The organism is Leisingera sp. ANG59 (assembly GCF_013317235.1).
Taxonomy (GTDB): domain Bacteria; phylum Pseudomonadota; class Alphaproteobacteria; order Rhodobacterales; family Rhodobacteraceae; genus Leisingera.
This window is the reverse complement of sequence record NZ_WLCM01000021.1, coordinates 43,344-65,085: the sequence shown is the minus strand read 5'-3', so window position 1 is coordinate 65,085 and position 21,742 is coordinate 43,344. Positions and strand designations below refer to the sequence as shown.

Annotated in this window: 19 protein-coding genes; 7 read left to right on the top strand and 12 right to left on the bottom strand. The window is 62.3% G+C overall.

The window, feature by feature from the left end:
• Window positions 1–129: 129 nt before the first annotated feature.
• The 3 genes from GKC28_RS17220 to GKC28_RS17210 all read left to right on the top strand — a co-directional run bounded on the left by GKC28_RS17220 (window position 130) and on the right by GKC28_RS17210 (window position 2,335).
• Entirely contained in the window at window positions 130–819 is a 690-nt protein-coding gene (locus GKC28_RS17220; protein ID WP_174148229.1) for a YafY family protein, read from the top strand.
• Window positions 820–965: 146 nt separating this feature from the next.
• Window positions 966–1,616: an OmpA family protein gene (locus GKC28_RS17215; protein ID WP_174148228.1), complete on the top strand. Its 651-nt coding sequence runs from the start codon at window positions 966–968 to the stop codon at window positions 1,614–1,616.
• 176 nt (window positions 1,617–1,792) lie between these two features.
• Complete coding sequence (locus GKC28_RS17210; protein ID WP_174148227.1) at window positions 1,793–2,335, top strand: NADPH-dependent FMN reductase; 543 nt, start codon at window positions 1,793–1,795, stop codon at window positions 2,333–2,335.
• 291 nt (window positions 2,336–2,626) lie between these two features.
• Here the strand turns inward: GKC28_RS17210 and GKC28_RS17205 are convergent, their stop codons facing one another.
• Window positions 2,627–3,667, bottom strand: coding sequence for an FAD-binding oxidoreductase (locus GKC28_RS17205; protein WP_174148226.1), 1,041 nt, complete (start codon window positions 3,665–3,667; stop codon window positions 2,627–2,629).
• A gap of 58 nt (window positions 3,668–3,725) precedes the next feature.
• On the opposite strand from GKC28_RS17205, the gene mnmD reads away from it, so the two are divergent.
• A complete protein-coding gene (mnmD, locus tag GKC28_RS17200) occupies window positions 3,726–4,394 on the top strand; it encodes a tRNA (5-methylaminomethyl-2-thiouridine)(34)-methyltransferase MnmD (protein ID WP_174148225.1) in 669 nt (222 codons plus the stop codon).
• Entirely contained in the window at window positions 4,391–5,299 is a 909-nt protein-coding gene (locus tag GKC28_RS17195) for a DMT family transporter (RefSeq protein ID WP_174148224.1), read from the top strand. The genes mnmD and GKC28_RS17195 overlap by 4 nt, the downstream gene beginning before the upstream one ends.
• On the opposite strand, the gene GKC28_RS17190 is transcribed toward GKC28_RS17195, so the two are convergent.
• A complete protein-coding gene (locus tag GKC28_RS17190; RefSeq protein ID WP_174148223.1) occupies window positions 5,273–7,231 on the bottom strand; it encodes a lytic transglycosylase domain-containing protein in 1,959 nt (652 codons plus the stop codon). The two genes, GKC28_RS17195 and GKC28_RS17190, sit on opposite strands and share 27 nt — an antisense overlap.
• A gap of 139 nt (window positions 7,232–7,370) precedes the next feature.
• On the opposite strand from GKC28_RS17190, the gene dapA reads away from it, so the two are divergent.
• Window positions 7,371–8,243, top strand: coding sequence for a 4-hydroxy-tetrahydrodipicolinate synthase (gene dapA, locus GKC28_RS17185; RefSeq protein ID WP_174148222.1), 873 nt, complete (start codon window positions 7,371–7,373; stop codon window positions 8,241–8,243).
• A 121-nt stretch (window positions 8,244–8,364) separates the two neighbouring features.
• Here dapA and GKC28_RS17180 read toward each other — a convergent pair whose 3' ends face one another.
• From GKC28_RS17180 to GKC28_RS17135, 10 genes are all read right to left on the bottom strand, one after another.
• Window positions 8,365–9,246, bottom strand: a complete 882-nt coding sequence (locus GKC28_RS17180; RefSeq protein WP_174148221.1) for a sigma-70 family RNA polymerase sigma factor — start codon at window positions 9,244–9,246, stop codon at window positions 8,365–8,367.
• A complete protein-coding gene (locus GKC28_RS17175; RefSeq protein WP_174148220.1) occupies window positions 9,243–9,704 on the bottom strand; it encodes a carboxymuconolactone decarboxylase family protein in 462 nt (153 codons plus the stop codon). The genes GKC28_RS17180 and GKC28_RS17175 overlap by 4 nt, the downstream gene beginning before the upstream one ends.
• Before the next feature lie 118 nt (window positions 9,705–9,822).
• Window positions 9,823–10,710 (bottom strand): DmsC/YnfH family molybdoenzyme membrane anchor subunit, encoded by an 888-nt coding sequence (locus tag GKC28_RS17170; protein WP_174148219.1) that lies wholly within the window; start codon window positions 10,708–10,710, stop codon window positions 9,823–9,825.
• A complete protein-coding gene (locus GKC28_RS17165; RefSeq protein ID WP_174148218.1) occupies window positions 10,710–11,474 on the bottom strand; it encodes a 4Fe-4S dicluster domain-containing protein in 765 nt (254 codons plus the stop codon). Before GKC28_RS17165 ends, GKC28_RS17170 begins: the two co-directional genes overlap by 1 nt.
• Window positions 11,471–14,293 carry a molybdopterin oxidoreductase family protein gene (locus GKC28_RS17160; RefSeq protein ID WP_174148217.1) on the bottom strand — a complete coding sequence of 941 codons (2,823 nt, stop codon included), beginning with the start codon at window positions 14,291–14,293 and terminating at the stop codon, window positions 11,471–11,473. The genes GKC28_RS17165 and GKC28_RS17160 overlap by 4 nt, the downstream gene beginning before the upstream one ends.
• A 25-nt stretch (window positions 14,294–14,318) precedes the next feature.
• Window positions 14,319–15,350 (bottom strand): YeiH family protein, encoded by a 1,032-nt coding sequence (locus GKC28_RS17155; protein WP_174148216.1) that lies wholly within the window; start codon window positions 15,348–15,350, stop codon window positions 14,319–14,321.
• A gap of 144 nt (window positions 15,351–15,494) precedes the next feature.
• Window positions 15,495–16,523: a phosphate acetyltransferase gene (gene pta / locus GKC28_RS17150; RefSeq protein ID WP_368041140.1), complete on the bottom strand. Its 1,029-nt coding sequence runs from the start codon at window positions 16,521–16,523 to the stop codon at window positions 15,495–15,497.
• Between the two features lie 44 nt (window positions 16,524–16,567).
• The gene (locus GKC28_RS17145; RefSeq protein WP_174148215.1) at window positions 16,568–17,314 is read right to left on the bottom strand and encodes a sulfite exporter TauE/SafE family protein; all 747 of its coding nucleotides are present in this window, start codon (window positions 17,312–17,314) and stop codon (window positions 16,568–16,570) included.
• Window positions 17,315–17,318: 4 nt separating this feature from the next.
• On the bottom strand, window positions 17,319–19,091 hold the full coding sequence (gene xsc / locus GKC28_RS17140; RefSeq protein WP_174148214.1) for a sulfoacetaldehyde acetyltransferase: 1,773 nt from the start codon (window positions 19,089–19,091) through the stop codon (window positions 17,319–17,321).
• Between the two features lie 267 nt (window positions 19,092–19,358).
• The gene (locus GKC28_RS17135) at window positions 19,359–20,819 is read right to left on the bottom strand and encodes a PLP-dependent aminotransferase family protein (protein WP_174148213.1); all 1,461 of its coding nucleotides are present in this window, start codon (window positions 20,817–20,819) and stop codon (window positions 19,359–19,361) included.
• 25 nt (window positions 20,820–20,844) lie between these two features.
• Between GKC28_RS17135 and GKC28_RS17130 the strand changes: the two genes are divergently transcribed.
• Window positions 20,845–21,669, top strand: a complete 825-nt coding sequence (locus GKC28_RS17130; RefSeq protein ID WP_254604288.1) for a hypothetical protein — start codon at window positions 20,845–20,847, stop codon at window positions 21,667–21,669.
• Window positions 21,670–21,742: the final 73 nt, after the last annotated feature.

Sequence of the window (21,742 nt, the reverse complement as noted above, 5' to 3'; positions counted from 1 at the left end):
TCACAATCCAATCGTAGCTCAGCATTCGCTTTCTCCTGTTTCGACCTTAAAAAAACCAAAACCCTGCTGACAGGCTATTGTCAGTGGCATGTGCTAGAGTGTCAGCAGAATGTCACTGGAGCCTGACCTATGCCCCGCACCGGCCGCCTGTTCGAAATCATCCAGATCCTGCGTTCCGCCTCCGCACCGGTACGGGCAGAGGACCTTGCGGAGAAGCTGGAAGTGTCGAAACGCACAATCTACCGGGACATTGCTGCCCTGCAGGCGATGCGTACACCGGTCGAAGGGGAGGCGGGGATCGGCTATATGCTGCGCAACGGCTATGATCTGCCGCCGCTCAATTTCGACGAAGAGGAATTAGAGGCGCTGCACGTGGGTTTGGCGATGCTGATGCGCACCGGGGACGGCGCCTTGCAAAAGGCCGCGGAGCGGGTAAGCCACAAGATCAAGGATGTGCACGCCACTGCCGACTGGCTGCAGGTTGCCCCATGGGGGGCGCCGCTGGATGACCCGGAGCAGGGTTGCGTGTCCAAAGCGCTGTTGCGCAAAGCCGTGAGGGAAAGCCGCAAGCTGCATCTGACCTATTTTAGTCCGGAGAGCGGCGAAAGCCGCCGAAGACTGCGGCCCCTAGCGCTGATTTATCACATCGAATGCACCATGCTGGCTGCCTGGTGCGAGCTGCGCGGCGGGTTCCGGCATTTCCGCACCGACCGGATGCTGGCGGCGGTAATGCTGGATACGGATTTCGCCGGTGAGGCCGCAGGCTTACGGAAGCTTTGGATGGAGCAGGAAGGCTGGAACTTCGCTTTCGCGCCCTGAATGCGCTAGGTTTCGCGGTTTTTGCGCGGTATTCCGCCGAACTTGGAATACTTTGCCTTGAGAACGGGGCACTGCACCCCGATATTCCAGCGGAATGCCGGGCGCGGCCCGGACCTTGGAAACCAGAAGGCAATTTAAAGATGCAGATGAAACTCACCACAGCTAGTATTGTTGCCGCAACCCTGGCTCTTGGCGCCTGTACCGATCCTGCAACTATCGGCACTCCAGGCAGCAACACGCAAAAAGGAGCGGTTCTGGGCGGTATCATCGGTGCGGGTGTCGGAGCCATGACGAATGACTCCGATCGTGGCCTGGGTGCCGTGACCGGCGCGCTGGTAGGTGCCGCTGCCGGCAGCGTGATCGGCAATCAGCTCGACGCGCAGGAGCGCGAACTGCGTCAGACGCTGGCCAATGACGACATAACCATCGTCAATACCGGTGACAGGCTGATCCTGTCGTTCCCGAACGATCTGACTTTCGCGACAGACAGTGCTGCGGTCTCGCCGGCGGTGCAGGGCGACCTGCGCCGGGTTGCCGACAGCCTGGTGCGTTATCCCAACAGCATTGTGCAGGTGATCGGCCATACCGACAGTGATGGCGATGCAGGGTATAACCAGGGCCTGTCGGAACGCCGCGCCAATGCGGTGGCGGATCAGATTCAGGCCGGAGGTGTTCCCTACAACCGCCTGCGCATCATCGGCCGGGGAGAGAACCAGCCAGTGGCTTCGAACCTGACGCCGGAAGGCAAGGCGCAGAACCGCCGCGTCGAAGTGGTGGTGATCCCTCAGGCGGCCTGAGCCTGAAACGGTCTGGAGTTATTGCAGCCCGTCCCAAAGGGGACGGGCTGTTTTCGTTCCGGGAGCGCCCGCGTTACGCAACGCTGCACATGGACTGCGCGGGCTTGGCTGTTTCATGCTGCTGGCGGCCTCATACATGATGGAGGCAAACTTGACGCGAACAGAAGGAACTCCGCATGCCTGACCCCGTTTTGCTGACCATCTCTGGATCGCTGCGTCGCGAAGCCACCAATCGTAAGCTGCTGGCCGAAGCTGCGCGGGTGTTTGGGGCTGCATCGGTGTTGGAAGCCGATTTGAACCTGCCGCTCTACGATGGCGATGCCGAAGCAGCCGAGGGCATTCCGCCTTCAGTGCAGGTGCTGGCCGATCAAATCGCGGCGGCGGATGTAATCGCGATTTCCACTCCGGAATACAACAAAGGGCCGTCGGGCGTGCTGAAGAACGCGCTAGACTGGGTTAGCCGCACAGAGGGCAATCCTTGGGCCGACAAGCCGGTAGCGGTGATGTCGGCGGCGGCAGGCCGCGCCGGGGGTGAGCGCGCGCAGATGATCCTGCGCGGCTTCCTGGTGCCGTTCCAGCCGCGGCTGATTACAGGACCCGAAGTGCATTTGGCCGGGTCCAGCAAGGAATTCGACGAGGCGGGACGGCTGACAAGCGAACAATATGAGGCAACGCTGACCAAGCTGATGCATAAGCTACGGGCCGAATTGGCGCTCTGAGCAATGGGTGCAGGGGGACAGGCTGCCCCTGCGTCCCAAGCTGCCTTCGGGCAGGTTAGGGGCATGGCGCCGCTGTGCGGCGCATGGGCTCGGCCGGTTCGAAACTGAAATTGTCCCCCGGACAGTTTCCAGCTCGTATGTCACTGCTGAGCAGCGCGTGACCGGCACCGCTGCCCCTCAAGTAGGCCCACCGATTGCATGAAGCCCTGTGCCGCCTCATGGGCAAACCGCGCGTACTGCGCTGCGGCTGGTGCTTCCTTTGCCTCGGCAGCGCGCGAAGGGAGCCGGGGGTTAAAGATTGTCCTCCACCCGGAAGCTCTGCGGAATGCTGTCCCGCTCCTCAAGCAGCAGGTCGGCCATCACATGCGCTGCCTTGGGGGCCATGCCGAAGCCGATCTTGAAGCCGCCATTGGCGATGTAGTGGCCATCACGCCCCGGCCAGATGCCGAGCATCGGGGCCCGCGACTTGGTGCGGGGGCGCACACCGGCCCAGCGTTCGATCACTTCAGCGCCGTGCAGGACCGGGACTGCGGCGCGGGCGCGCTCGATCACGTCGTCGAGCAGGCCATCTGTGGTGCTGCCGTCGTCGAACACCCGCTCGCTGGTTGAGCCGATCGCCAGGGTTCCATCCGCGTGCGGGATGATGTGGAGGCCGTCGGCAAATAGCTGCGGCACCTCGCCTTCGTGAAAGCGCAGGAGGGCAGCCTGCCCCTTGACGCCGCCGCCTACGGACTTGCCGAAAGCTTCGTTCAGCTCCAGCAAACCCGCGTAACCCTTGGCGTGGACCACCTTGCCCTGATCGGCCGCCTCCGGCTGTACCTCGACCCCCATCACAGCGAGGGCGGAAACCAGTGCCGCGCAGGCCTGGCGGGGATGCAGGCGGGCGCTGAGGGTGTCGTGGATGACATAGCCGGTGGCGCTGGGCGGGACCCATGGGCCCAGGGTGCCGACCTCGCAAACATTCCACTTGGCCTCGTTCTTCCACAGCTCGCGTGCGGAAACTTCGCGGCTTCGGGCAAGCTCCAATGAGTGTTCGTCGCTTATGGGCTGCAAGCGCCCGGTGCGGCCGTACCCGGGGGAGACGCCTCCGGTGGCCTCAACTTCCATCCAGAAGCCTTCTGCCATCAGCAGGCTTTCGAGCTGGAACTGTTTCTTGGGGTTCCAGTTCTCCGGCACATGCGGGGCCAGGGCACCGACCAGCCCGCCGCTGGAGCCTGCACCTGGGCCGAACGGGTCCGCCACTTGAACACGCGCGCCCCGGCGGGCACAGAGCCAGGCGATAGACAGGCCGAAAATGCCCGCACCGCGCACCGTTACATCTGCCATTGCCATTTCGGTATCCTTTCGCCAGTGTCGCGCCGTTCCATACACTCACTTAGGGGATATTAGCATGGCAGACCAGCAGGCCCGCCTCAGCTGGCGCGATGGCACAGTTCCGGTATCGGAACAGTTCGATGATCCCTATTTCTCGATCCAGGACGGGCTGGCGGAGGCGGAGCAAGTGTTCCTGGCGGGCAATGGCCTGCCTGAGCGGTTTATGCCCGGCTTTCAAATAGCTGAACTTGGGTTCGGCACAGGGCTTAACATGCTTGCTGCCTGGCGTGCATGGGAACAGGCAGGGCAGGAGGGCCAGTTGCGCTTCACTAGTTTCGAAGCCTTTCCGATGGCGCCTGCTGACATTGCCAAGGCGCTGGAGGCGTTTCCCGCGGTGGCACCGTGGGGGGAGCGGTTTCTGGCCAAGTGGCAGGGCTCCGGGGCCTGCGACCTGGGCAGTCTGCAACTGGAGGTGATCCAGGGCGACGCGCGGATGTCGCTGCCGGAGTGGACAGGGCAGGCGGATGCCTGGTTTCTGGACGGGTTTTCGCCGGCCAAGAATCCCGAATTGTGGGAGGAGGCCCTGATGGCCCGGGTGGCCGCGCGCACAGCGCCGGGCGGAACTGCTGCGACCTATACCGCGGCGGGGTTCGTGCGCCGCGGACTGGAGGCGGCAGGATTCGAAGTGACCCGCATTCCCGGCTACGGGCGCAAGCGGCATATGACAAAGGCGGTACTGCGATGAGCATGGTTCCACAGGCCAAAAGCCTGCCCCAGCCCCGGGTGCAGCAGAACAACGTGCCGCTGGGCATCCTGCTGATGGTCGGCGCGACCATCGTCTTTGCCCTGCAGGACGGTATCTCGCGCCATCTGGCGGGCACCTATAACACCTACATGGTCGTGATGGTGCGCTACTGGTTCTTTGCGGCCTTTGTGGTGTTCCTGGCGGCGCGGGCGCCGGGCGGGATCAGGGCCGCGGCCCAGACCGACCAGCTTTGGCTGCAGATCTTCCGCGGCGTTCTGCTGGTCGGGGAGATCTGCGTGGCGGTCTATGGCTTTACCGTGCTGGGCCTGATCGAGAGCCAGGCGGTGTTCATCTGCTATCCTCTTCTGGTCGCTGCGCTAAGCGGCCCGGTTCTGGGAGAAAGCGTCGGCTGGCGGCGCTGGGCGGCAATCGGCGTTGGGCTGATTGGTGTGCTGATCATCCTGCAGCCAGGCATGGGCGTGTTCAACCCGGCGGCAGTGATCCCGTTCATCTCGGCGCTGATGTTTGCGGTTTACGGGCTGGTGACCCGCTATGCAGCGCGCAAGGACAGCACCGCCACCAGCTTTTTCTGGACCGGGGTTGCGGGCATGGTCTTCATGACCGCCATCGGCATCTGGTTCTGGGAGCCGATGAGCCAGCGGGACTGGTTCTGGATGGCTCTTTTGTGCGTCTCCGGAGTGACGGGCCACTGGTTGCTGATCAAATGCTATGAGATGGCCGAGGCCAGTGCTGTGCAGCCTTTTGCTTATTTCCACCTGATCTGGGCGGCGATGCTGGGTATGGCGGTGTTTGGCGAGGTGATCCGCACCAATGTGGCGATCGGTGCGGGTATCATCATCGCAGCAGGCCTGTTCACCCTATGGCGCGAACGCGTGAAGGGTTGAGCCCATCAGCTCCTTGGAAAACGGCACCGGTAGAGGCGCTTTGCCCAGCCGGGCCCGGTAGACCGGCAGGCTTTCGGTAACGCGCATCACATAGTTGCGGGTTTCGTTGAAGGGGATGTGTTCGATCCAGTCTACGATATCTGGGTCGCCGTCCCGCGGATCGCCATAGCGTTCCATCCAGGCAATGGGGCGGTGCGGGCCTGCGTTGTAGCCTGCTGCCATCATCACAACGTTGCCGCGGAATTTGCCGGCCAGCCCGGCAAGGTAGTTGGCGCCCAGCCTGGCATTGTAATCCCATTCCGCCGTCAGGCGGGAGGTCTTGTGGTTTGCCAGTATGCCCAGTTCCGTTGCCACCAGCTTGGCCGTCGCGGGCATCACCTGCATCAGGCCGCGTGCGCCGGCGTGGCTGATGACCGCGGGATCGAACTCGCTTTCGCGCCGGGCAATCGCCAGTGTCATTTCCTCCGCCATTGGCAGCTGGTGCTTGGCGACCGGATGCAGTGGGTAATAGGCGCCTTCCAGCTCCACTCCGCCACGGGCAGCGCGTTTGGAGATCATCACCGCCAGATGCGGTTCGTTCAGTTCCACCGCCATCTGCCCCAGCTGGCGCGCCTGCACCGGCGGAAGGGTTTCGACCAGATGGGTGAGGAAACGTTCAGCCAGTGCCAGTTCGCCGGCCCTTAGCAGCATCAGCCCAGCCTCCGTCACAGTGGACTGCATGAACGCGGCCTCCCGCCAGTCCGGTAGCGTGGCGGGTTTCACCAATGCGGGGTCAAAAGGGCGCCCCAATTTTTCGGCGGCCAGCAGCCCGTAGAACGACGTCTGGTATTCAGCCCCCTTGGCGTAGGCTTCGTGCGCCTTGTCTGCCTGGCCCATTGCCGCATAGGCCCGGCCAAGCCAGTAACCGCCGCGTCCGATTGAGATCGGGGTTTCTACAGAGGTGAGGAAACGCTGGAAGTGCGTAGCTGCGAGTTCCGGGTCGCGCAATTTTTGCAACGCGACATAGCCAGCCAGCCATTCACAGTCGGAATAGCCGTAGCCGTCCTCAGGCGAGGAGAAGTGATAGGCCGCTAGCTGATAGGCGCGCTCGTGATCGCCGTCGCGCATTAGTTGCCGGGCCAGATCGCTGCGGCGGCGCAGCCATTTTCCGGGTTCTCCCAGCTTTTCGGCGCTGGTGCTGCGGTCCATCATCATTTCAATAGCGCTGTCCTGCAGCCGTTTGCGGTCGCGCCAGGCAAAACGGTCATAGGCAAGACCCGCAGAGCCTTTCAGATTTTCTGGAACCGCCTCAATTCTCGCATCCACCCCAGGCGCCCGTTCCTGCAGGGCGATGCGGGCTTCCGCCAGTTTGCGTTCCTCCTCCGGTACCAGCGGAAGCATCCGCTTGGAGCTGACCAGATGCTCCTCCCATAGAAGCCGGTCCAGCCGGGGGGTGTGATGCGGCTTGAGCAATTTGGCGAAGTCGCGGAGGTAAAGGTCCTGGATGGCGCTGCCCATTGCCATGGTGCGCCAGGCCAGCACGATCTCCGCCTCGCCATCGCCGCGCCGCCCGTCGGCAATCAGCGCTTTGCCCAGGCTCAGAGCGCCTTCAGCAGTTTGCGGACGGTCATTGGCGTAGAAGGCGAGAATGGTCTCTCGCCCGGTGGCGGCAATGGCGTTCTCATTCTGGCGGCGCAGGTAGTCCAGCCCGGGCCAATCCGGGCGCCGCTGCAGAAACGCCATCACATCACCGGCAGAGCCCAGCCCGGCCCGTAGCCGGTGCCATTCGATGATATCGCTCGCCACGCTTTGCTGCTTGCCCGCCTCGCGTGCTGCTTCCTTCCACTTTTCGGCCCGCATCAGTTCCAGTGCAGTGCCCAGAGCGCGGGAGTGGGCAGGCGTTCCGGGCAGAGCCGCCGCAATCAACAGAATAAGGGCCAGGATGCGTGTCATCTCTTGCATTTTCCAACGGTCCGGGGATAGAGGCTTGAACGTTACTCATTGGCGTGCCGGTAGCAACTGAAATCACCGGCATTCCGTATCTTGACGGCGGCGGATTGCCGCCTGCACCTGCAGCGAAGGGAGCGTGCCCATGTTCAAAGGCTCTATGCCAGCACTCGTTACCCCGTTTTCGAACGGCGAGCTGGATCTGGATGCGCTCAAACGTCTGGTGGAATGGCAGATTGCCGAAGGCTCGACCGGTCTGGTGCCGGTCGGCACCACCGGTGAAAGCCCGACCCTGACCCACGAAGAACATGAACTGGTCATCGCGGAAACGGTCAAAGCAGCAGCCGGCCGGGTGCCGGTGATCGCGGGCGCAGGCTCCAACAACACCGTCGAGATGATTCGATTCGTCGAGTTTGCTAAGAAAGTCGGGGCCGATGCGGCGCTGGTTGTGACCCCCTATTACAACAAGCCGACCCAGCGCGGCATGGTGCAGCACTTCCAGGCCGCCCATGACTGTGCCGAGATCCCGATCATCATCTACAACATCCCCGGCCGCTCGGTCGTCGACATGACGCCTGCGACCATGGGGGAGCTGGCCAAGCTGCCGCGCATCATAGGGGTGAAGGATGCCACCGGCGATCTGGCCCGCGTCAGCCAGCAGCGTGCCGCTTGCGGCAAGGAATTCGTGCAGCTGTCTGGCGAAGACGCGACCGCACTGGGTTTCAACGCCCACGGCGGCGTTGGCTGCATCTCGGTGACCGCGAACGTCGCGCCGAAGCTCTGTGCCGAATTCCAGGCCGCTACCCTGGCAGGCGACTATGCCAAGGCTCTGGAGTATCAGGACAGGCTGATGCCGCTGCACGAGGCGATCTTCATCGAGCCGGGCCTTGCAGGCGCCAAATACGGCCTGTCCAAGCTTGGCATGTGCAGCGAAGAAGTTCGCTCGCCGCTGACCACGCTGGAGGACAGCACCAAGGCTGCCATCGACGCGGCCATGGTGCACGCGGGCCTGCTGTAAACTTTATCCGCATCTGAAAAAAGCTAGGGCGGCCTCCATCCGAGTGCCGCCCTTTTTGCCTCTTGCCGGTTGGAAATACTCCGGGATGTGTTGCCCTGAAGGGGCAAGAGGGGTTGCCCCTTCAGCTCAGAGCATCCGCCAGGTGCCGGGTCTTATCCGGATTGCGGGTCACATAAATCCTTGTGATTCTGCCCTCCGCGATCTCCAGCGAGGTTGCTTGCAGGATACCATCCTCGGCCAGGTTCAAAATCGCCGGCAGGCCGTTCAGGCGGCAAAACCGCCAGCGGGTCGGAACCGTATTGCCGAACTTGCGGGCAATGCCTTCCAGCAGCCGCAGCACCTTGTCCCGCCCGTAGATCGGATTGAGCGCCGCTACGGCCTTGCCGCCGCCATCCGAAATGAGCTGCACATCCTGCGCCAGAAGCTGGGTCAGGGCCGCTGTGTCGCCTGTTCTGGACGCCCGGAAGAAGGCTTCGGTCAAATCCCGCCCCTGATCCGGGTCGGCCGGGGCCCGCGGCCGCAGCTTCTGGACCTTGCGCCTGGCGCGGGCAGCCAATTGGCGGCAAGCCTCGGGAGAGCGGTTCAGCGCGGAGGAAATGTCGTCATAGGAGCTGTCGAAAATGTCATGCAGCAGGAAAGCGGCGCGTTCCAGCGGCGACAAGGCTTCCAGCGCCAACAGCAGGGCAACCGAGACGTCATGGTCTAGCTGCTCGGTTGCATCCTCTGTCAGCAGGGGCTCAGGTAGCCATTCTCCGGGGTAGGTTTCACGCCGGACACGCGCCGATTTCAACTGGTCCAGACACAAACGTGTGGTGATCCGCATCAAATAGCCGGTTGGGTTCTGCACCTCTGCCCGCGCCGCTGCCCGCCATCGCAGGTAGGCTTCTTGCAAAATATCCTCAGCATCGCTGACCGTGCCAAGCATCCGGTAGGCGGCCGCGAACAAGCGCGGCCGCGCGGTCAGGAACGCATCGGTTCCTTCGTTCTTTTCAGGGGCTGTCACGCGGCGCTTGCCTCCTCGGCGACAGGATGCGGAGTGCGGAAGCCGATTGCAATTCGGTTCCAGGCGTTGATGGCGCTGATCAGCAATGTCAGCACCACTTGCTCACGCGGCGAGAATAGCCTGGTCACCTCCTCATAATCCGCATCCGGCGCACCGGTTGTTTCCACCCGCGTCAGCGCTTCGCACCAGGCCAGCGCGGCACGCTCCCGTTTCGAGTACAGTGAGGATTCGCGCCAGGCATTCAGCAGCTGCATCCGGTCCTCGCTTTCGCCATGTGCGCGCAGGTCGTGGCTGTGCATGTGGATGCAGAATGCGCAGCCGTTAATTTGCGAAGCCCGCAGTTTCACCAGTTCCACCAGGCTGTGCTCCAGGGTGCTGTCCTTGAACAGTTTTTCCTGCTCTAGCATCGGCTGAAACAGGTCGGGGGCGACGGAGAAAGTGTCAAGGCGTTGGGTCATAGGTCTGTTCCTTTCTGATGGCTTCAGGAACAGGACGAGATAACCAAGCCGTCTGTGACATGGCCGGCAAAAAAAACACAAAAAAATCGGGGCGCCGCTTTGGGCGCCCCGGGAAATGTCAGCGTTTGCCGTAGTAGAGGCCAACGACATGTTCGGCCTGGGCAAAGAACAGCCAGCGCGAGGTAGCGATGCCAGCGAGGTGCGACAGCACCGCGAGGGCCGCGAATACGTGCTTTATAACCACGCCCTGAACCGGGGTCAGGATCAGTAGCAGCGGCAGCGCAAAGCCCAGAACAAAGGCAATCATCCGCAGCTTCTGCGCGTGCTTGCGGCCGACCACATGCACGAACTCGCGCAGGAGGTAGTTGGAACCGGTGTGGGGTGGCTCGAACGCGCGTACTGCACCGCGATCGCCAAGGCCGGTGGCTGTGCCCAGATTGGTGCCGGAGTTTTCAAGCGCCCTGTCGCCCTTGGCCCAATAGGCCAGCTGCACCGCGCCGGCGGCGGCCAGCAGCCAGGGCGCCACAGTCTCGGCACCGGCCAACAGTGCTCCGCCTGCCAGGCTGAAGGACAAGAACATCGCGGGCGTCAGTTCCATGTTCCAGCGCGGGATGGTCTTCAGTTGGGTGTAGATCATCGAGGTGGTGAAGACAGTTGCGAGGCTGAGAGCGGCGCCAATCCAGCCCAGCAAGGTCCAATAACTGTCCATGAACACTGCGCCAAGCGCGTAGAGCCCCATCACGATTAGAGCACCGACGGCACAGACGCCCTCTCGGCTGAGCCAGCTTGTCTTCCACTGGGTGAAGGCGCGCCAGGCGCGCTCCGGGCGGCCCAGGTGGAAGGTAGATGCCAACAGGCCGCCGCAGGCCAGGCCGAAGGCTATGGCGTAGAACACAAAGGCCACTTTCCCGGTCACGGCGGGCTGGCCGAGGCCGAGGAAGAACAAGAGGCCAAAGCCGAGGCCGGAGAGCGTGGTGAAGATGATGACGGATGGTGCGGGATGCATCAGTTCGCTCCTCCCGGAAGTTTGTCGAGGGCCTTGTCCAGCCAGCCCATGAAGCCTTGCGGCTCCTCAGCGACCGGTGCCAGCAGCGGGGCGAGAATGTCGATCTGCTCCTCGATCTGGTCCTTGGGACGGGGCGGTAGGTACTTGTTCACCGGTTTGGTGCCCATTTCCGGCATCAGATCCATGCCGCCGCGTTCTGCCACCAGTTTGGAGACATCGCTGTCGGGATCGCCCAGATCGCCGAAATGGCGAGCGCCTGCGGGGCAGGTCCGCACGCAGGAGGGGATGCGGTCCACTTCCGGCAGGTTCTCGTTGTAGATCCGGTCAACGCAGAGGGTGCATTTTTTCATCACGCCTTCTGCCACGTCCAGTTCCCGCGCCCCATAGGGGCAAGACCAGGCGCAGAGGCCGCAGCCGATGCAGTGGTCCTCGTTCACCAGCACGATGCCGTCCTCGGCGCGTTTATAGCTGGCGCCGGTGGGGCAGACGGTGACGCAAGGCGCGTCCTCGCAGTGCAGGCAGGACTTGGGGAAATGGATCAGCTGCGCATGGCCGTCCGCAGGCTGCACCTCGTAGGAGTGCACCCGGTTCAGGAAGGTGCCCGACGGGTCGCCGCCGTAGGGGTTCTGGTCTGACAAAGGGGCGCCGTAGTTTTCGGTATTCCAGCCCTTGCAGGAGATCACGCAGGCATGGCAGCCGACGCAAGTGTCCAGGTCGATGACCAGGCCCATCTTGCGGTCTGTGGAGTTGGGGAGCTCGGTCATTTGCCTACTTTCCACTTCAGTTCTTTCGGGCCGGTGCCAACCGGGGATTCCTGCGCCGGGAAGGCCGGCTGGCTTTCCTGCAGATCCTGCGGCGCGGCGGCTTTTTCGATTTTGACCTTCAGGTCGAACCAGGCCGCCTGGCCGGTGATCGGGTCCGAGTTGGCCCACCGCATGCCATCGCCCTTCGCAGGCAGCAGTTCGTGGATCAGGTGGTTCAAGAGGAAGCCCTTGGTGGCTTCAGGCGCGTCCTTCTCCAGCGCCCAGGCGCCCTTGCGCTTGCCGATGGCGTTCCATGTCCAGACGGTGTCGCCGTTCAGCGCGGCCATCTCCATCACCGGCACGGTGATTTCACCGTGCGGAGAGGTGACCTTGGCCCAGTCTCCGTCCTGCAGCCCGTGTTCGCGCATCAGCTTGGTCGGCACATAAAGCGGGTTGCGGCCGTGCAACTGACGCAGCCAGGCGTTCTGAGTGCCCCAAGAGTGGTACATCGCCATTGGGCGCTGGGTCAGTGCGTTGACGGTGAAGCCCTCGTTGCCTTGCTGGTCGGTCTCGTACCAGATCGGCAGCGGGTCCATCACGTCCTTCACGCGCTGTCGCAGGTGCTCAGGTGGCTGGCGCTCGCCGTGGCCTTCGGCGGCCAGCTGGAACTTGCGCATCGGCTCGACGTAAAGTTGGAACAAGTAGGGTTGCGGGCTGTCATAGATGCCCATGCCCACCGCCCAGTCCTGATAGGCGGTGTTCCAAGGTTTGTAGTAGTCCGCGCCGTCCGGGATGTGGGCGACGTAGAAACCGCCGTTTTCGATGTATTTGTCCAGCTGGTCGGGGTTCACCTCGCCGCGGCCTTCCTTGTCGCCGTTCTCGCCGCGGAAGCCTGCCAGCGGGCCGATGCCCGGCTTCCGCTCGTGGTTGACGATGTAGTCGGCGTAGTTCTTCCACTTGGGGGAGCGGTCCTCATTGGTGAAATTCGGCAGCTTCATCCGGTTGGCGAGCTGGATCAGCACCGTCTGGAAGCCGCGCACGTTCCGGTCCGGCTCGATCACCGGCCAGCGGATCGCATCCGCTGCCGCATCCGCCTCGCAGATAGGGCGGTCCAGCAGCGAGATGCAGTCGTGCCGCTCCAAATAGGTGGTATCGGGCAGGATCAAGTCGGCAAAGGCCACCATTTCCGACGAATAGGCGTCTGAGTAGATGATATGCGGAATCCTGTAGTCGCCGTTTTCATCCTTGTCGGTCAGCATCTCCATCACACCCTTGGTGTTCATGGAGGAGTTCCACGACATGTTGGCCATATACAGGAAAAGGGTGTCGATCTTGTAGGGATCGCCTGCATGCGCGTTGGAGATCACCATGTGCATCAGCCCATGCGCCGACATCGGGTTTTCCCAGGTAAAGGCTTTGTCGATCCGTGCAGGTCTGCCGTCTTCCTTCAGCGCCAGATGCTCCGGGCCGCGGACAAAACCCAGGTGCGGGCCGTCCAGCGGCGTGTCGGGGGTGGATTTACAGTGAGGGGTCGGGTGTGCTTCGACCGGCTTGGGGTAGGGCGGTTTGAAGCGGAAGCCGCCGGGAACCTCAACGGTGCCCAGCAGGATCTGCAGTACATGCAGCGCGCGGCAGGTCTGGAAACCGTTAGCGTGCGCCGAAACCCCGCGCATCGAGTGCATCGAGACCGGGCGGCCGGTCATCTTGGTGTGTTTTTCGCCGCGGAAGTCGGTCCATTCGACATCCAGCTCAAACGCCTCGTCAAAGGCGACGCGCGCCAGTTCGCCGCCAATGGCGCGGATGCGCTTGGCCGGGATGCCGCATTTCCCGGCGATGGCTTCCGGCGCGTATTCATCGGCCAGATAGCGTTCGGCCATCAGATGGAAGACCGGACGGTGGGTGATGCCGTCTTTCTCGTAGACTGCACTCAGATCCGGGCGCACGCCGGGCTGGTCAAACGGGGTCAGCTTGCCGGTGTTGCGGTCGATCACCAGCATCTTGCCGTCACCGTCGCGCAGGAACAGGCCTTCCTCTGGCCCTTCCTCGGCGTTGATCAGCACCGGCGCGTTGGTGTAGCGGCTGAGGTAGTCGAGGTCGATCTTGCCAGCCTTCATCAGCACATGGATCAGTGACAGGATGAACAGTCCGTCGGTGCCGGGGGTAATGCCGACCCAGTCGTCCGCAACCGCGTTGTAGCCGGAGCGGATCGGGTTCACGCCGATAACCCGCGCGCCGCGCTTCTTGATTTTACCGATGCCCATCTTGATTGGGTTGGAGTCATGGTCCTCCGCCACGCCGAACAGCATGAACAGCTTGGTGTGGTCCCAGTCGGGCTGGCCGAACTCCCAAAACGCGCCGCCCATGGTGTAGATGCCTGCGGTCGCCATGTTGACCGAGCAGAATCCGCCATGCGCGGCATAGTTTGGAGTGCCGAAGCTTTGCGCCCAAAAGCTGGTGAAGCTTTGACTTTGGTCACGGCCGGTGAAGAAGGCCAGCTGCTCCGGTGCCTCGTGGCGGATCGGCTCCATCCAGCCTACCGCAATTGCAAGTGCCTCGTCCCAGGTGATTTCCTTGAACTGGCCCGACCCACGCGGCCCGGTACGCATCATAGGCGCTTTCAGCCGCGAGGGGGCGTTGACCTGCATGATCCCGGCTGACCCCTTGGCGCAAAGCACGCCCTTGTTCACCGGATGGTCGCGGTTGCCCTCGATATAGGCGACCTTGCCGTCCTTCATGTGAACATTGATGCCGCAGCGGCAGGCGCACATGTAGCAAGTGGTTTTCCGCACCTCGTCGGATACGGGGGGTGAAGTCTCCACCCGGGGTTGCTGGAATGTCATCTGGCCTCCCTTCTGGTTCCCCTGATCAGGTCAATAGTTCGATCCCCGCCAGGATCAGCCCGGCAATGAACAGAGTTTCGACGATGATCAGGGCAATGGCCGCGCCTCCGACGGCCAGAACCTGTTTCAAGTTTGTCTTCATTCCCACCGCCGCGATGGCAGTGAGCAGCAGCCAGCGCGACGACTGGCTGAGGAATTCGGTGATGGCCGGCGGGATCACTCCGAAAGAGTTGATCCCGGCCAGCACAAGAAAAGCGATTACAAAGCCTGGCAGTACCGGCGGGCGCTGGCCGTCACTGGGCAGCTCGGCAAAGGAGCGGATCATCAGGGAGGCCACCAGCACGATCGGCGCCAGCATGGCCACCCGCATCAGTTTGACAAGAGTGGCGGTGTCGCCGGTCTGCTCGGATATTGAAAAGCCCGCGCCAACAACCTGTGCCACGTCATGAATGGTGCCGCCCAGGAAAACGCCGGCCTGGATTGAGTTCAGCTCCAGCAGGTTTACCAGGATCGGATAGGCGATCATCGCCACGGTCGACAGCACGGTGACGCCCATCACGGTAAAAATCAGCCGCTCCTCGGAGCGTTCGTCACGAGGAAGGATGGCGCTGATTGCCATCGCTGCAGAAGCACCGCAGATGGCGACCGAGCCGGCGGTTAGAAAGGCGAAGCGCCACTTGTGGCCAAAGAACCGTGCTACGGCGAGGCCGAAGAAGATGGTGGCAATCACGCCGCCCACCACCAGGGCAATCAGGTCCCAGCCCAGGCCCATCATCAGCACCATGGAAACCCGCACGCCCAGCAGCGCTACTCCCAACCGCAGCAGCGAGCGGGCTGAGAAGGCGATGCCGGGAACGGTCTTGCCCTCTTCGCCCAGGAAGCTGACGGCAATCCCCAAGAGCAGCGCAAGCAGCATTGCGGGTGTTGCATAATGCTCGGCCAGGAACTGTGCGGTGATGGCCACAATAACCGAGACGGCCACTCCCGGCAGAAGCAGGCGGAGCTTCTCCTTAAGGGCGCCTGATTGCAGCGATGTGACAGCGGATGAGATGGACATGACAGGAAACCTTGGATGCTTTCTTTAGGATTGGCTGCTGACGTGCATTGGCGGATCCTGTTGGGTGGTTTTGGCGACCGTAAGACGGAACGCCTCAAAATGGGAATAGTGTTCTTGTTGGGTTCGGATTTTTGGAACCATTGTTCAATTTTCTGGTCCTGAACTGGCTTTGGCCTGCAGAATGGTTACAGCGATAATCTGGGTGACATCCTCGGCGCTGCAGCCGCGGGAGAGGTCGTTGGCGGGTTTGGCCAAGCCCTGAAGCACAGGGCCGATGGCAGAGTAGCCGCCCAGACGCTGGGTGATCTTGTAGCCGATGTTGCCGGCGTCCAGATTTGGGAAAATCATCACATTGGCTTGGCCTGCGACGCTAGAGCCGGGTGACTTACTTTGGCCGACAGAAGGCACAAAAGCGGCGTCGAATTGCAATTCGCCATCCGCCGGAAGTTCGGGATACGCTTCCCGGAAGAGCCTGAGGGCTTCGGTCACCTTGTCGACCGCGGGGTGCTTGGCGCTTCCAGAGGTGGAGAAGCTGAGAAAAGCTAGCTTCGGGTCCACGTGCAGCAGTGCACGGGCTGACTGGGCTGAGGCGGCAGCGATGGCGACCATCTCGGCAGGATTGGGGTCAATCACAAGGCCACAGTCGGAATAAAGCATCGCACGGGCACCGCCTGGCGCAGCTTCGGGCGGGTACATCAGGAAAAAGGAGGAAACCATACCTGCATCCGGTGCCATTCCGATCACCTGAATGGCGGTGCGCACTACGTCGCCGGTGGTGTGCACCGCGCCGCTGACGGTGCCGGTGGCATGGCCCAGACGGACCAGCATGGCAGCATACACCAGCGAAGTTTCGGCGGTGGCACGGGCCTTAGCCTCATCAACGCCTTTGTGCTTGCGGAGTTCATAATATTCTGCGGCGAAAGCTGCGGTCAGTTCTGAGGTCACCGGATCATGAATCACAACGCCTTCGCTTGCTTCGGCGCCTTCGGTTTGCAGGGCGGCTTCGACCTCTGTCTGCGGGCCGACCAGGATCACATCGGCAATGCCGGCCTGATGCGCGGCCAAAGCGCCGGCCACCACGCGGGGGTCGGTGCCTTCGCTCAGTGCGACAATGGGGCGGTCCGCCGGGGCTTCGGCCTTCAGCAATTCAAGCGGGGACAAGGTCTGGGTCACGGGTGTGCGTCCTGTAACAGCGGTTTCGGGGCAGGGCCGGGCGGTCAGAGCGCCAGCCTTGCGATATTGATCAGCGACAGCGCGGTCAGCATCAGCACCACTGCGCGGCGGAACAGCGATTGCGAGACCGCCTTGAAACTGTGGGACCCGGCCCAGATGCCGAGGCCCAGAATCGGAAAGGCCAGCAGGATGCCGGTCAGGGTTTCCGGACCGACCAGCCCGGTTGCCGCCATAACCGGAAGCGCCATCACGTCGATGCCGGTCAGGAACACGATCATCGTGGCCCGGAACACCGCAGGCGGAACCGGCTGCGCGGTCAGGAAGGCCGCCACCGGCAGGCCGCCGACACCGGCACTGTTGGCGATGCCTGCGATGGCACCCACGCCCACATTGCCGTTTCGCCCCACCGGACGCTCCAGCTGCCAGCCGCTGAGGAGAACCAGGCTCAGGACCAGGATCAGGCTTGAGATTGCTAGGCGTGCTTCCTGTTCGCCCAGCCGCGCCATAATGGCGATTGCGGGAACTGTGGCTACAGCGGCCCCAGCCAGAAGGGCGATGGCCCGTCGCCAGTCGATGTGGGGGCGGATGTCGCGCGCCTGAAAGCCGGTCATGGCAATTTCACAGGAAAACACCACAGGGATCAAAGGCAGCGGGTTAGTGATCAATGCCGCCAGGATGATGAAGATCGCAGAAAAGCCGAATCCGGAAAAGCCCCGGATAACGGCCGCCGCGAATAACGCGGCGGCCAGAAATGCCCCTTGGCCGGTGGACAGGTCAAAGGGCAGGTCCATGGTCTCAGACCTTCTGCGGACGCATGTCGTCCTTGCTGATGCCTGCAACCTGAACCGGTTTCTTCATCGCGTCGCGGCGGAAGGGCTCTCCCAGTTCCTGGTTGATCATGGCCTCGATCAGGGTGGTGATGCCACTTTTCTGGTCTTCGCAGGCCTGGCGCAGCGCCTCGGTCAGCTCGTCCTGAGTTCGGGCCACGACACCTTTCAGGCCGCAGGCCTGGGCGATGCCGGCATAAGACACCTGGGTGTCCAGCTCGGTGCCGACAAAGTTGTCGTCGAACCACAGGGTGGAGTTCCGCTTTTCCGCGCCCCACTGGTAGTTGCGGAAGACAACCTGGGTGATCGCGGGCCATTCCTCGCGGCCGATTGCGGTCAGTTCGGTCACCGCGATGCCGAAGGCGCCGTCACCGGAGAAGCCGACAACCGGCACGTCCGGGCAACCGATCTTCGCACCGACAACCGCCGGCAGGCCATAGCCGCAGGGGCCGAACAGGCCGGGGGCCAGATACTTGCGGCCTTCCTCGAAGGACGGGTAGGCATTGCCGATGGCGCAGTTGTTGCCGATGTCGGAGGAAATGATTGCATCCTTCGGCAGGCCGGCTTGGATTGCACGCCATGCGCGGCGCGGGCTGAGCCAGTCGGGCTTCGCTGCGCGGGCGCGCTCATTCCAAGTGGTGCCGGGGTCGTCCTGCTCGTGATCCATCGAGGACAGTTCCTGCGCCCAGGAGGACTTGGTGTGCGCAATCAGCGCCTTGCGCTCTTCGCGGCCCTCGTCGCCTGCTGTGGCGGAGAGTTTCTCAAGGATGGTGTCTGCAACCTGCTTGGCGTCGCCGACGATGCCGACGGTGACTTTCTTGGTCAGGCCGATGCGGTCCGGGTTGATGTCAACCTGGATGATCTTCGCGTCGGTCGGCCAGTAGTCGATGCCGTAGCCCGGCAGGGTCGAGAAGGGGTTCAGGCGGGTGCCCAGGGCCAGAACGACGTCTGCTTTGGAGATCAGTTCCATGCCGGCCTTGGAGCCGTTGTAGCCCAGCGGGCCTGCAAACAGCGGGTGCGAGCCGGGGAAGGCGTCGTTGTGCTGATAGCCAACGCAAACCGGAGCGTCCAGACGCTCAGCCAGAGCGATTGAGGACGGGATCGCGCCGCCGATGACAACGCCTGCACCGTTCAGGATGACCGGGAATTTGGCGTTCGACAGCAGTTCTGCTGCTTCGTTCACCGCGTCGGTGCCGCCCGCGGGGCGCTCGAAGTCAACCACGGCGGGCAGATCAATGTCGACCACTTGGGTGAAGTAGTCACGCGGCACGTTTATCTGGGCCGGAGCGGAGTTGCGCTTTGCCTGCATGATCACGCGGTTCAGCACTTCCGCCATGCGGGACGGGTCGCGCACTTCTTCCTGGTAGCACACGCAGTCTGCGAACATGCGCATCTGTTCCATTTCCTGGAAGCCGCCCTGACCCATGGTCTTGTTCGCCGCCTGCGGGGTGACCAGCAGCAGCGGGGTGTGGTTCCAGTAGGCGGTTTTGACTGCGGTAACGAAGTTGGTGATGCCGGGGCCGTTCTGCGCGATCATCATCGACATCTTGCCGGTTGCGCGGGTGTAGCCGTCCGCCATCATGCCGCCGGAGCCTTCGTGGGCGCAATCCCAGAAGGTGATGCCCGCCGGCTCGAAGATGTCGGAGATCGGCATCATCGCCGAGCCGATAATACCAAAGGCATGCTCGATGCCGTGCATCTGAAGCACTTTCACAAAGGCTTCTTCGGTGGTCATTTTCATGGGTTTGCTCCTGAGTGAGACGCATATTCCGCCCGGGCCAGAATGCCGGGAGTTGACTCTGGTTTAGGGGGCAGTGCGGTGCTGGGTTAGGGCCAGTTGTTTCGCTGGGATAAGTCCAAAACTGGACTCATGAAAATAGCCGGACGGGTTTTTCATTTAGGGTTCAGCCGGTCATGCCGGGTGGGAACCCAAAATGATCACGTTCCGCTTGCTGATACAAATCGTATCAATTTTCCGGTTGGTGGGCCTTTGAACCAGGAAAATTTGTCAGCGCTGTTTAAGCGCTTGGGCCAGCAAGGCCAAACCGGGCTCGATTCGGGTTGCCGGAATCGAGGAATAGCCAAGCCGGTAGAAATTCAGCTTCCGGTGTTCGGCGGCAAAGAAGGGCGCACCTGGTTCGATGATCACGCTTTTCTCCCGCAGCTGCTCGGCCACCGCTGTCGCATCGACGTCTTCGGGCGCCTGCATCCACAGAGCTGAACCGCCAAAGCTGCCGACCCCGGCAATGGTCAGCTCGTGTTTGCGGATAGCATCCTCGATCACGGCGCGGCGGTCGTGCAGAACTTTGGCGATGCGGCGGATCTGCGCATCGTAATGGCCGAGCGAGAGGAAATAGGCGACGGTGCGCTGAACATGGCCTGGGGGGTGCCGGAGCACGCTGGCGCGCAAAGCGCGGGCCTGCCGGATGAAGGGTTCCGAGCCGACCAGATAGCCAAGCCGCAGCCCTGGAAACAGCGACTTGGAGAAGCTTCCAGCATAGATTACCCGCCCTTCGGTATCGAGGGACTTGAGCGAAGGCGAGGGAGCGCCCAGGAAGGACATCTCAAATTCGTAGTCGTCCTCGACAACCACGGCGTCGATGTCGCTGGCGCGCCGCAACAGGTCTTTGCGCCGCTCCATCGGCATTGTGAAGGTGGTGGGGCTCTGGTGGCTGGGGGTGCAGAAGATGACGTTTGTATCGTCGGGAATATCTCCGGGCGGCAGCCCGCGCTCATCCACCGGGATGCAGTCGATTTGGCAGCGGGTCTGCACAACCTGATCGCGCAGAGTGTAATACGCCGGGTCTTCCACTGCCGCCCTTCGCCCGCGGTTCAGCAGCAGTTGGCAGGTGATCCACAGTGCGTTCTGGGCGCCGAGCGTGATCAGGATCTCCTCAGGCCGTGCAGTGATCCCGCGCCGCGGCAGGGTGTGCCGAGCGATGTATTCAATCAGCAGCGGGTCGTCCTGATCGAAGTAATCGTTGGCGAGTGCAGAGAAGTCTTTTTGCCCCAACGCGCGCAGCGCACAGAGCCTCCAATTGGCGTGGTCGAACAGAGAGGCGTCTGCCTGACCGTAGATGAACGGATACCTGTATTCGCGCCAGTCTTGCGGCTTGCGGGGGGTGTCGCCGCCGGTGAAGCTGCGCGCCATCACTTTGCCCCAGTCTACGGTATCCCCGGATTTCTGTTGCGGTGTGTAGGAGGGCGGCACCGGCGCATTGTCGGAGACAAAATACCCTGAACGTCCGCGCGAGGTGAGATAGTCGTTCGCCAAAAGCTCTGTATAGGCCAGTGTCACGGTGATCCGGCTGATTCCCAGATGCGCGGCCAGCTTGCGCGAGGACGGCAGCTTTTCTCCGACCCGGAAGCGGCCCGAAAGAATGCCCTCGGCAATCATTTCCTGGATTTGCGCCTGCAGGGTGCCCTGAGCGTCTGGGTTGAGAAAGAAGGTGTCAACGGAGATGGCCATGCGGGACACCTTAGGGTGGACTTAAATGGGGTGCAATCTGGACTTAGGGCCAGTTTGGAGGAATCTGCATCTTGCTTTGGCCGGCATACGGTGCAAGCGTGCCGCCATGTTTAAAATCGTTGGTCATCTGGCCCTCGTTGTATTCTGGACTCTTCTTACGCAACTAGGTGGCATAGCCTGGCTTGGAGCGCTCATGTTCCGCCGCAGGCTGCTGGCGTTCCTGCTTCTCTACGCGGGCCTCAGCCTGGCGGCGGACCGGGCTGCGCCGCATTTCGGCCGCGTTGCCCTCAGCTGCTGGGAGCGCGGGCCGCTGCAGATGCAGTCTTGGTTATACTGCGCGTTGAACCGGAACTACGTGACGCGGGAACTGGCAGATGTTTTGCAGGGCACCGCGGGAGCCGTGGACTCGACTTACCCTGGCACCGTCACACAGGTGCTCGACGCCAATTTTCCATTCCTTACCGGTTTCCCACTGCTGCCGCACCTGTCTCACCATGATGGCCGCAAGGCGGATCTTGCGTTCTACTATGCGGGTGCAAAGGGTTATAGCCCCAAGGCAACCCGGTCTCCGATCGGCTATTTTGCCTTTGAGCAGGGGCCAACGGAATGCCCTGACAACTGGCTGACACTCCGCTGGGATTTCGAAGTGTTACAGCCCTTGTGGCAGGACTTGGAGGTTGATGCGGACCGCACCCGCCACTTATTGCGGATTCTGGAAACAGACAGCCGGGTTGGGAAGATTTTTTTGGAGCCGCACCTGCAGAGCCGGCTGGGACTGCGCACCGGCAAGCTGAAGTTTCAAGGCTGCAGGGCAGCGCGGCACGACGATCACATCCACTTGCAACTCTAGACTTCATTCCAAGAGACACACTCTTGAAAAGCACTCAAAAAAAACTATAAAACTGGTTTAATGGAGATTATTG

Excerpts from the sequence above, each read along its gene's own strand:
- GKC28_RS17220 (WP_174148229.1), top strand. The coding sequence starts at position 130 with ATGCCCCGCACCGGCCGCCTGTTCGAAATCATCCAGATCCTGCGTTCC.
- GKC28_RS17215 (WP_174148228.1), top strand. The coding sequence starts at position 966 with ATGAAACTCACCACAGCTAGTATTGTTGCCGCAACCCTGGCTCTTGGC.
- GKC28_RS17210 (WP_174148227.1), top strand. The coding sequence starts at position 1,793 with ATGCCTGACCCCGTTTTGCTGACCATCTCTGGATCGCTGCGTCGCGAA.
- GKC28_RS17205 (WP_174148226.1), bottom strand. The coding sequence starts at position 3,667 with ATGGCAATGGCAGATGTAACGGTGCGCGGTGCGGGCATTTTCGGCCTG.
- mnmD (WP_174148225.1), top strand. The coding sequence starts at position 3,726 with ATGGCAGACCAGCAGGCCCGCCTCAGCTGGCGCGATGGCACAGTTCCG.
- GKC28_RS17195 (WP_174148224.1), top strand. The coding sequence starts at position 4,391 with ATGAGCATGGTTCCACAGGCCAAAAGCCTGCCCCAGCCCCGGGTGCAG.
- GKC28_RS17190 (WP_174148223.1), bottom strand. The coding sequence starts at position 7,231 with ATGACACGCATCCTGGCCCTTATTCTGTTGATTGCGGCGGCTCTGCCC.
- dapA (WP_174148222.1), top strand. The coding sequence starts at position 7,371 with ATGTTCAAAGGCTCTATGCCAGCACTCGTTACCCCGTTTTCGAACGGC.
- GKC28_RS17175 (WP_174148220.1), bottom strand. The coding sequence starts at position 9,704 with ATGACCCAACGCCTTGACACTTTCTCCGTCGCCCCCGACCTGTTTCAG.
- GKC28_RS17170 (WP_174148219.1), bottom strand. The coding sequence starts at position 10,710 with ATGCATCCCGCACCATCCGTCATCATCTTCACCACGCTCTCCGGCCTC.
- GKC28_RS17165 (WP_174148218.1), bottom strand. The coding sequence starts at position 11,474 with ATGACCGAGCTCCCCAACTCCACAGACCGCAAGATGGGCCTGGTCATC.
- GKC28_RS17160 (WP_174148217.1), bottom strand. The coding sequence starts at position 14,293 with ATGACATTCCAGCAACCCCGGGTGGAGACTTCACCCCCCGTATCCGAC.
- GKC28_RS17155 (WP_174148216.1), bottom strand. The coding sequence starts at position 15,350 with ATGTCCATCTCATCCGCTGTCACATCGCTGCAATCAGGCGCCCTTAAG.
- GKC28_RS17145 (WP_174148215.1), bottom strand. The coding sequence starts at position 17,314 with ATGGACCTGCCCTTTGACCTGTCCACCGGCCAAGGGGCATTTCTGGCC.
- xsc (WP_174148214.1), bottom strand. The coding sequence starts at position 19,091 with ATGAAAATGACCACCGAAGAAGCCTTTGTGAAAGTGCTTCAGATGCAC.
- GKC28_RS17135 (WP_174148213.1), bottom strand. The coding sequence starts at position 20,819 with ATGGCCATCTCCGTTGACACCTTCTTTCTCAACCCAGACGCTCAGGGC.
- GKC28_RS17130 (WP_254604288.1), top strand. The coding sequence starts at position 20,845 with ATGGGGTGCAATCTGGACTTAGGGCCAGTTTGGAGGAATCTGCATCTT.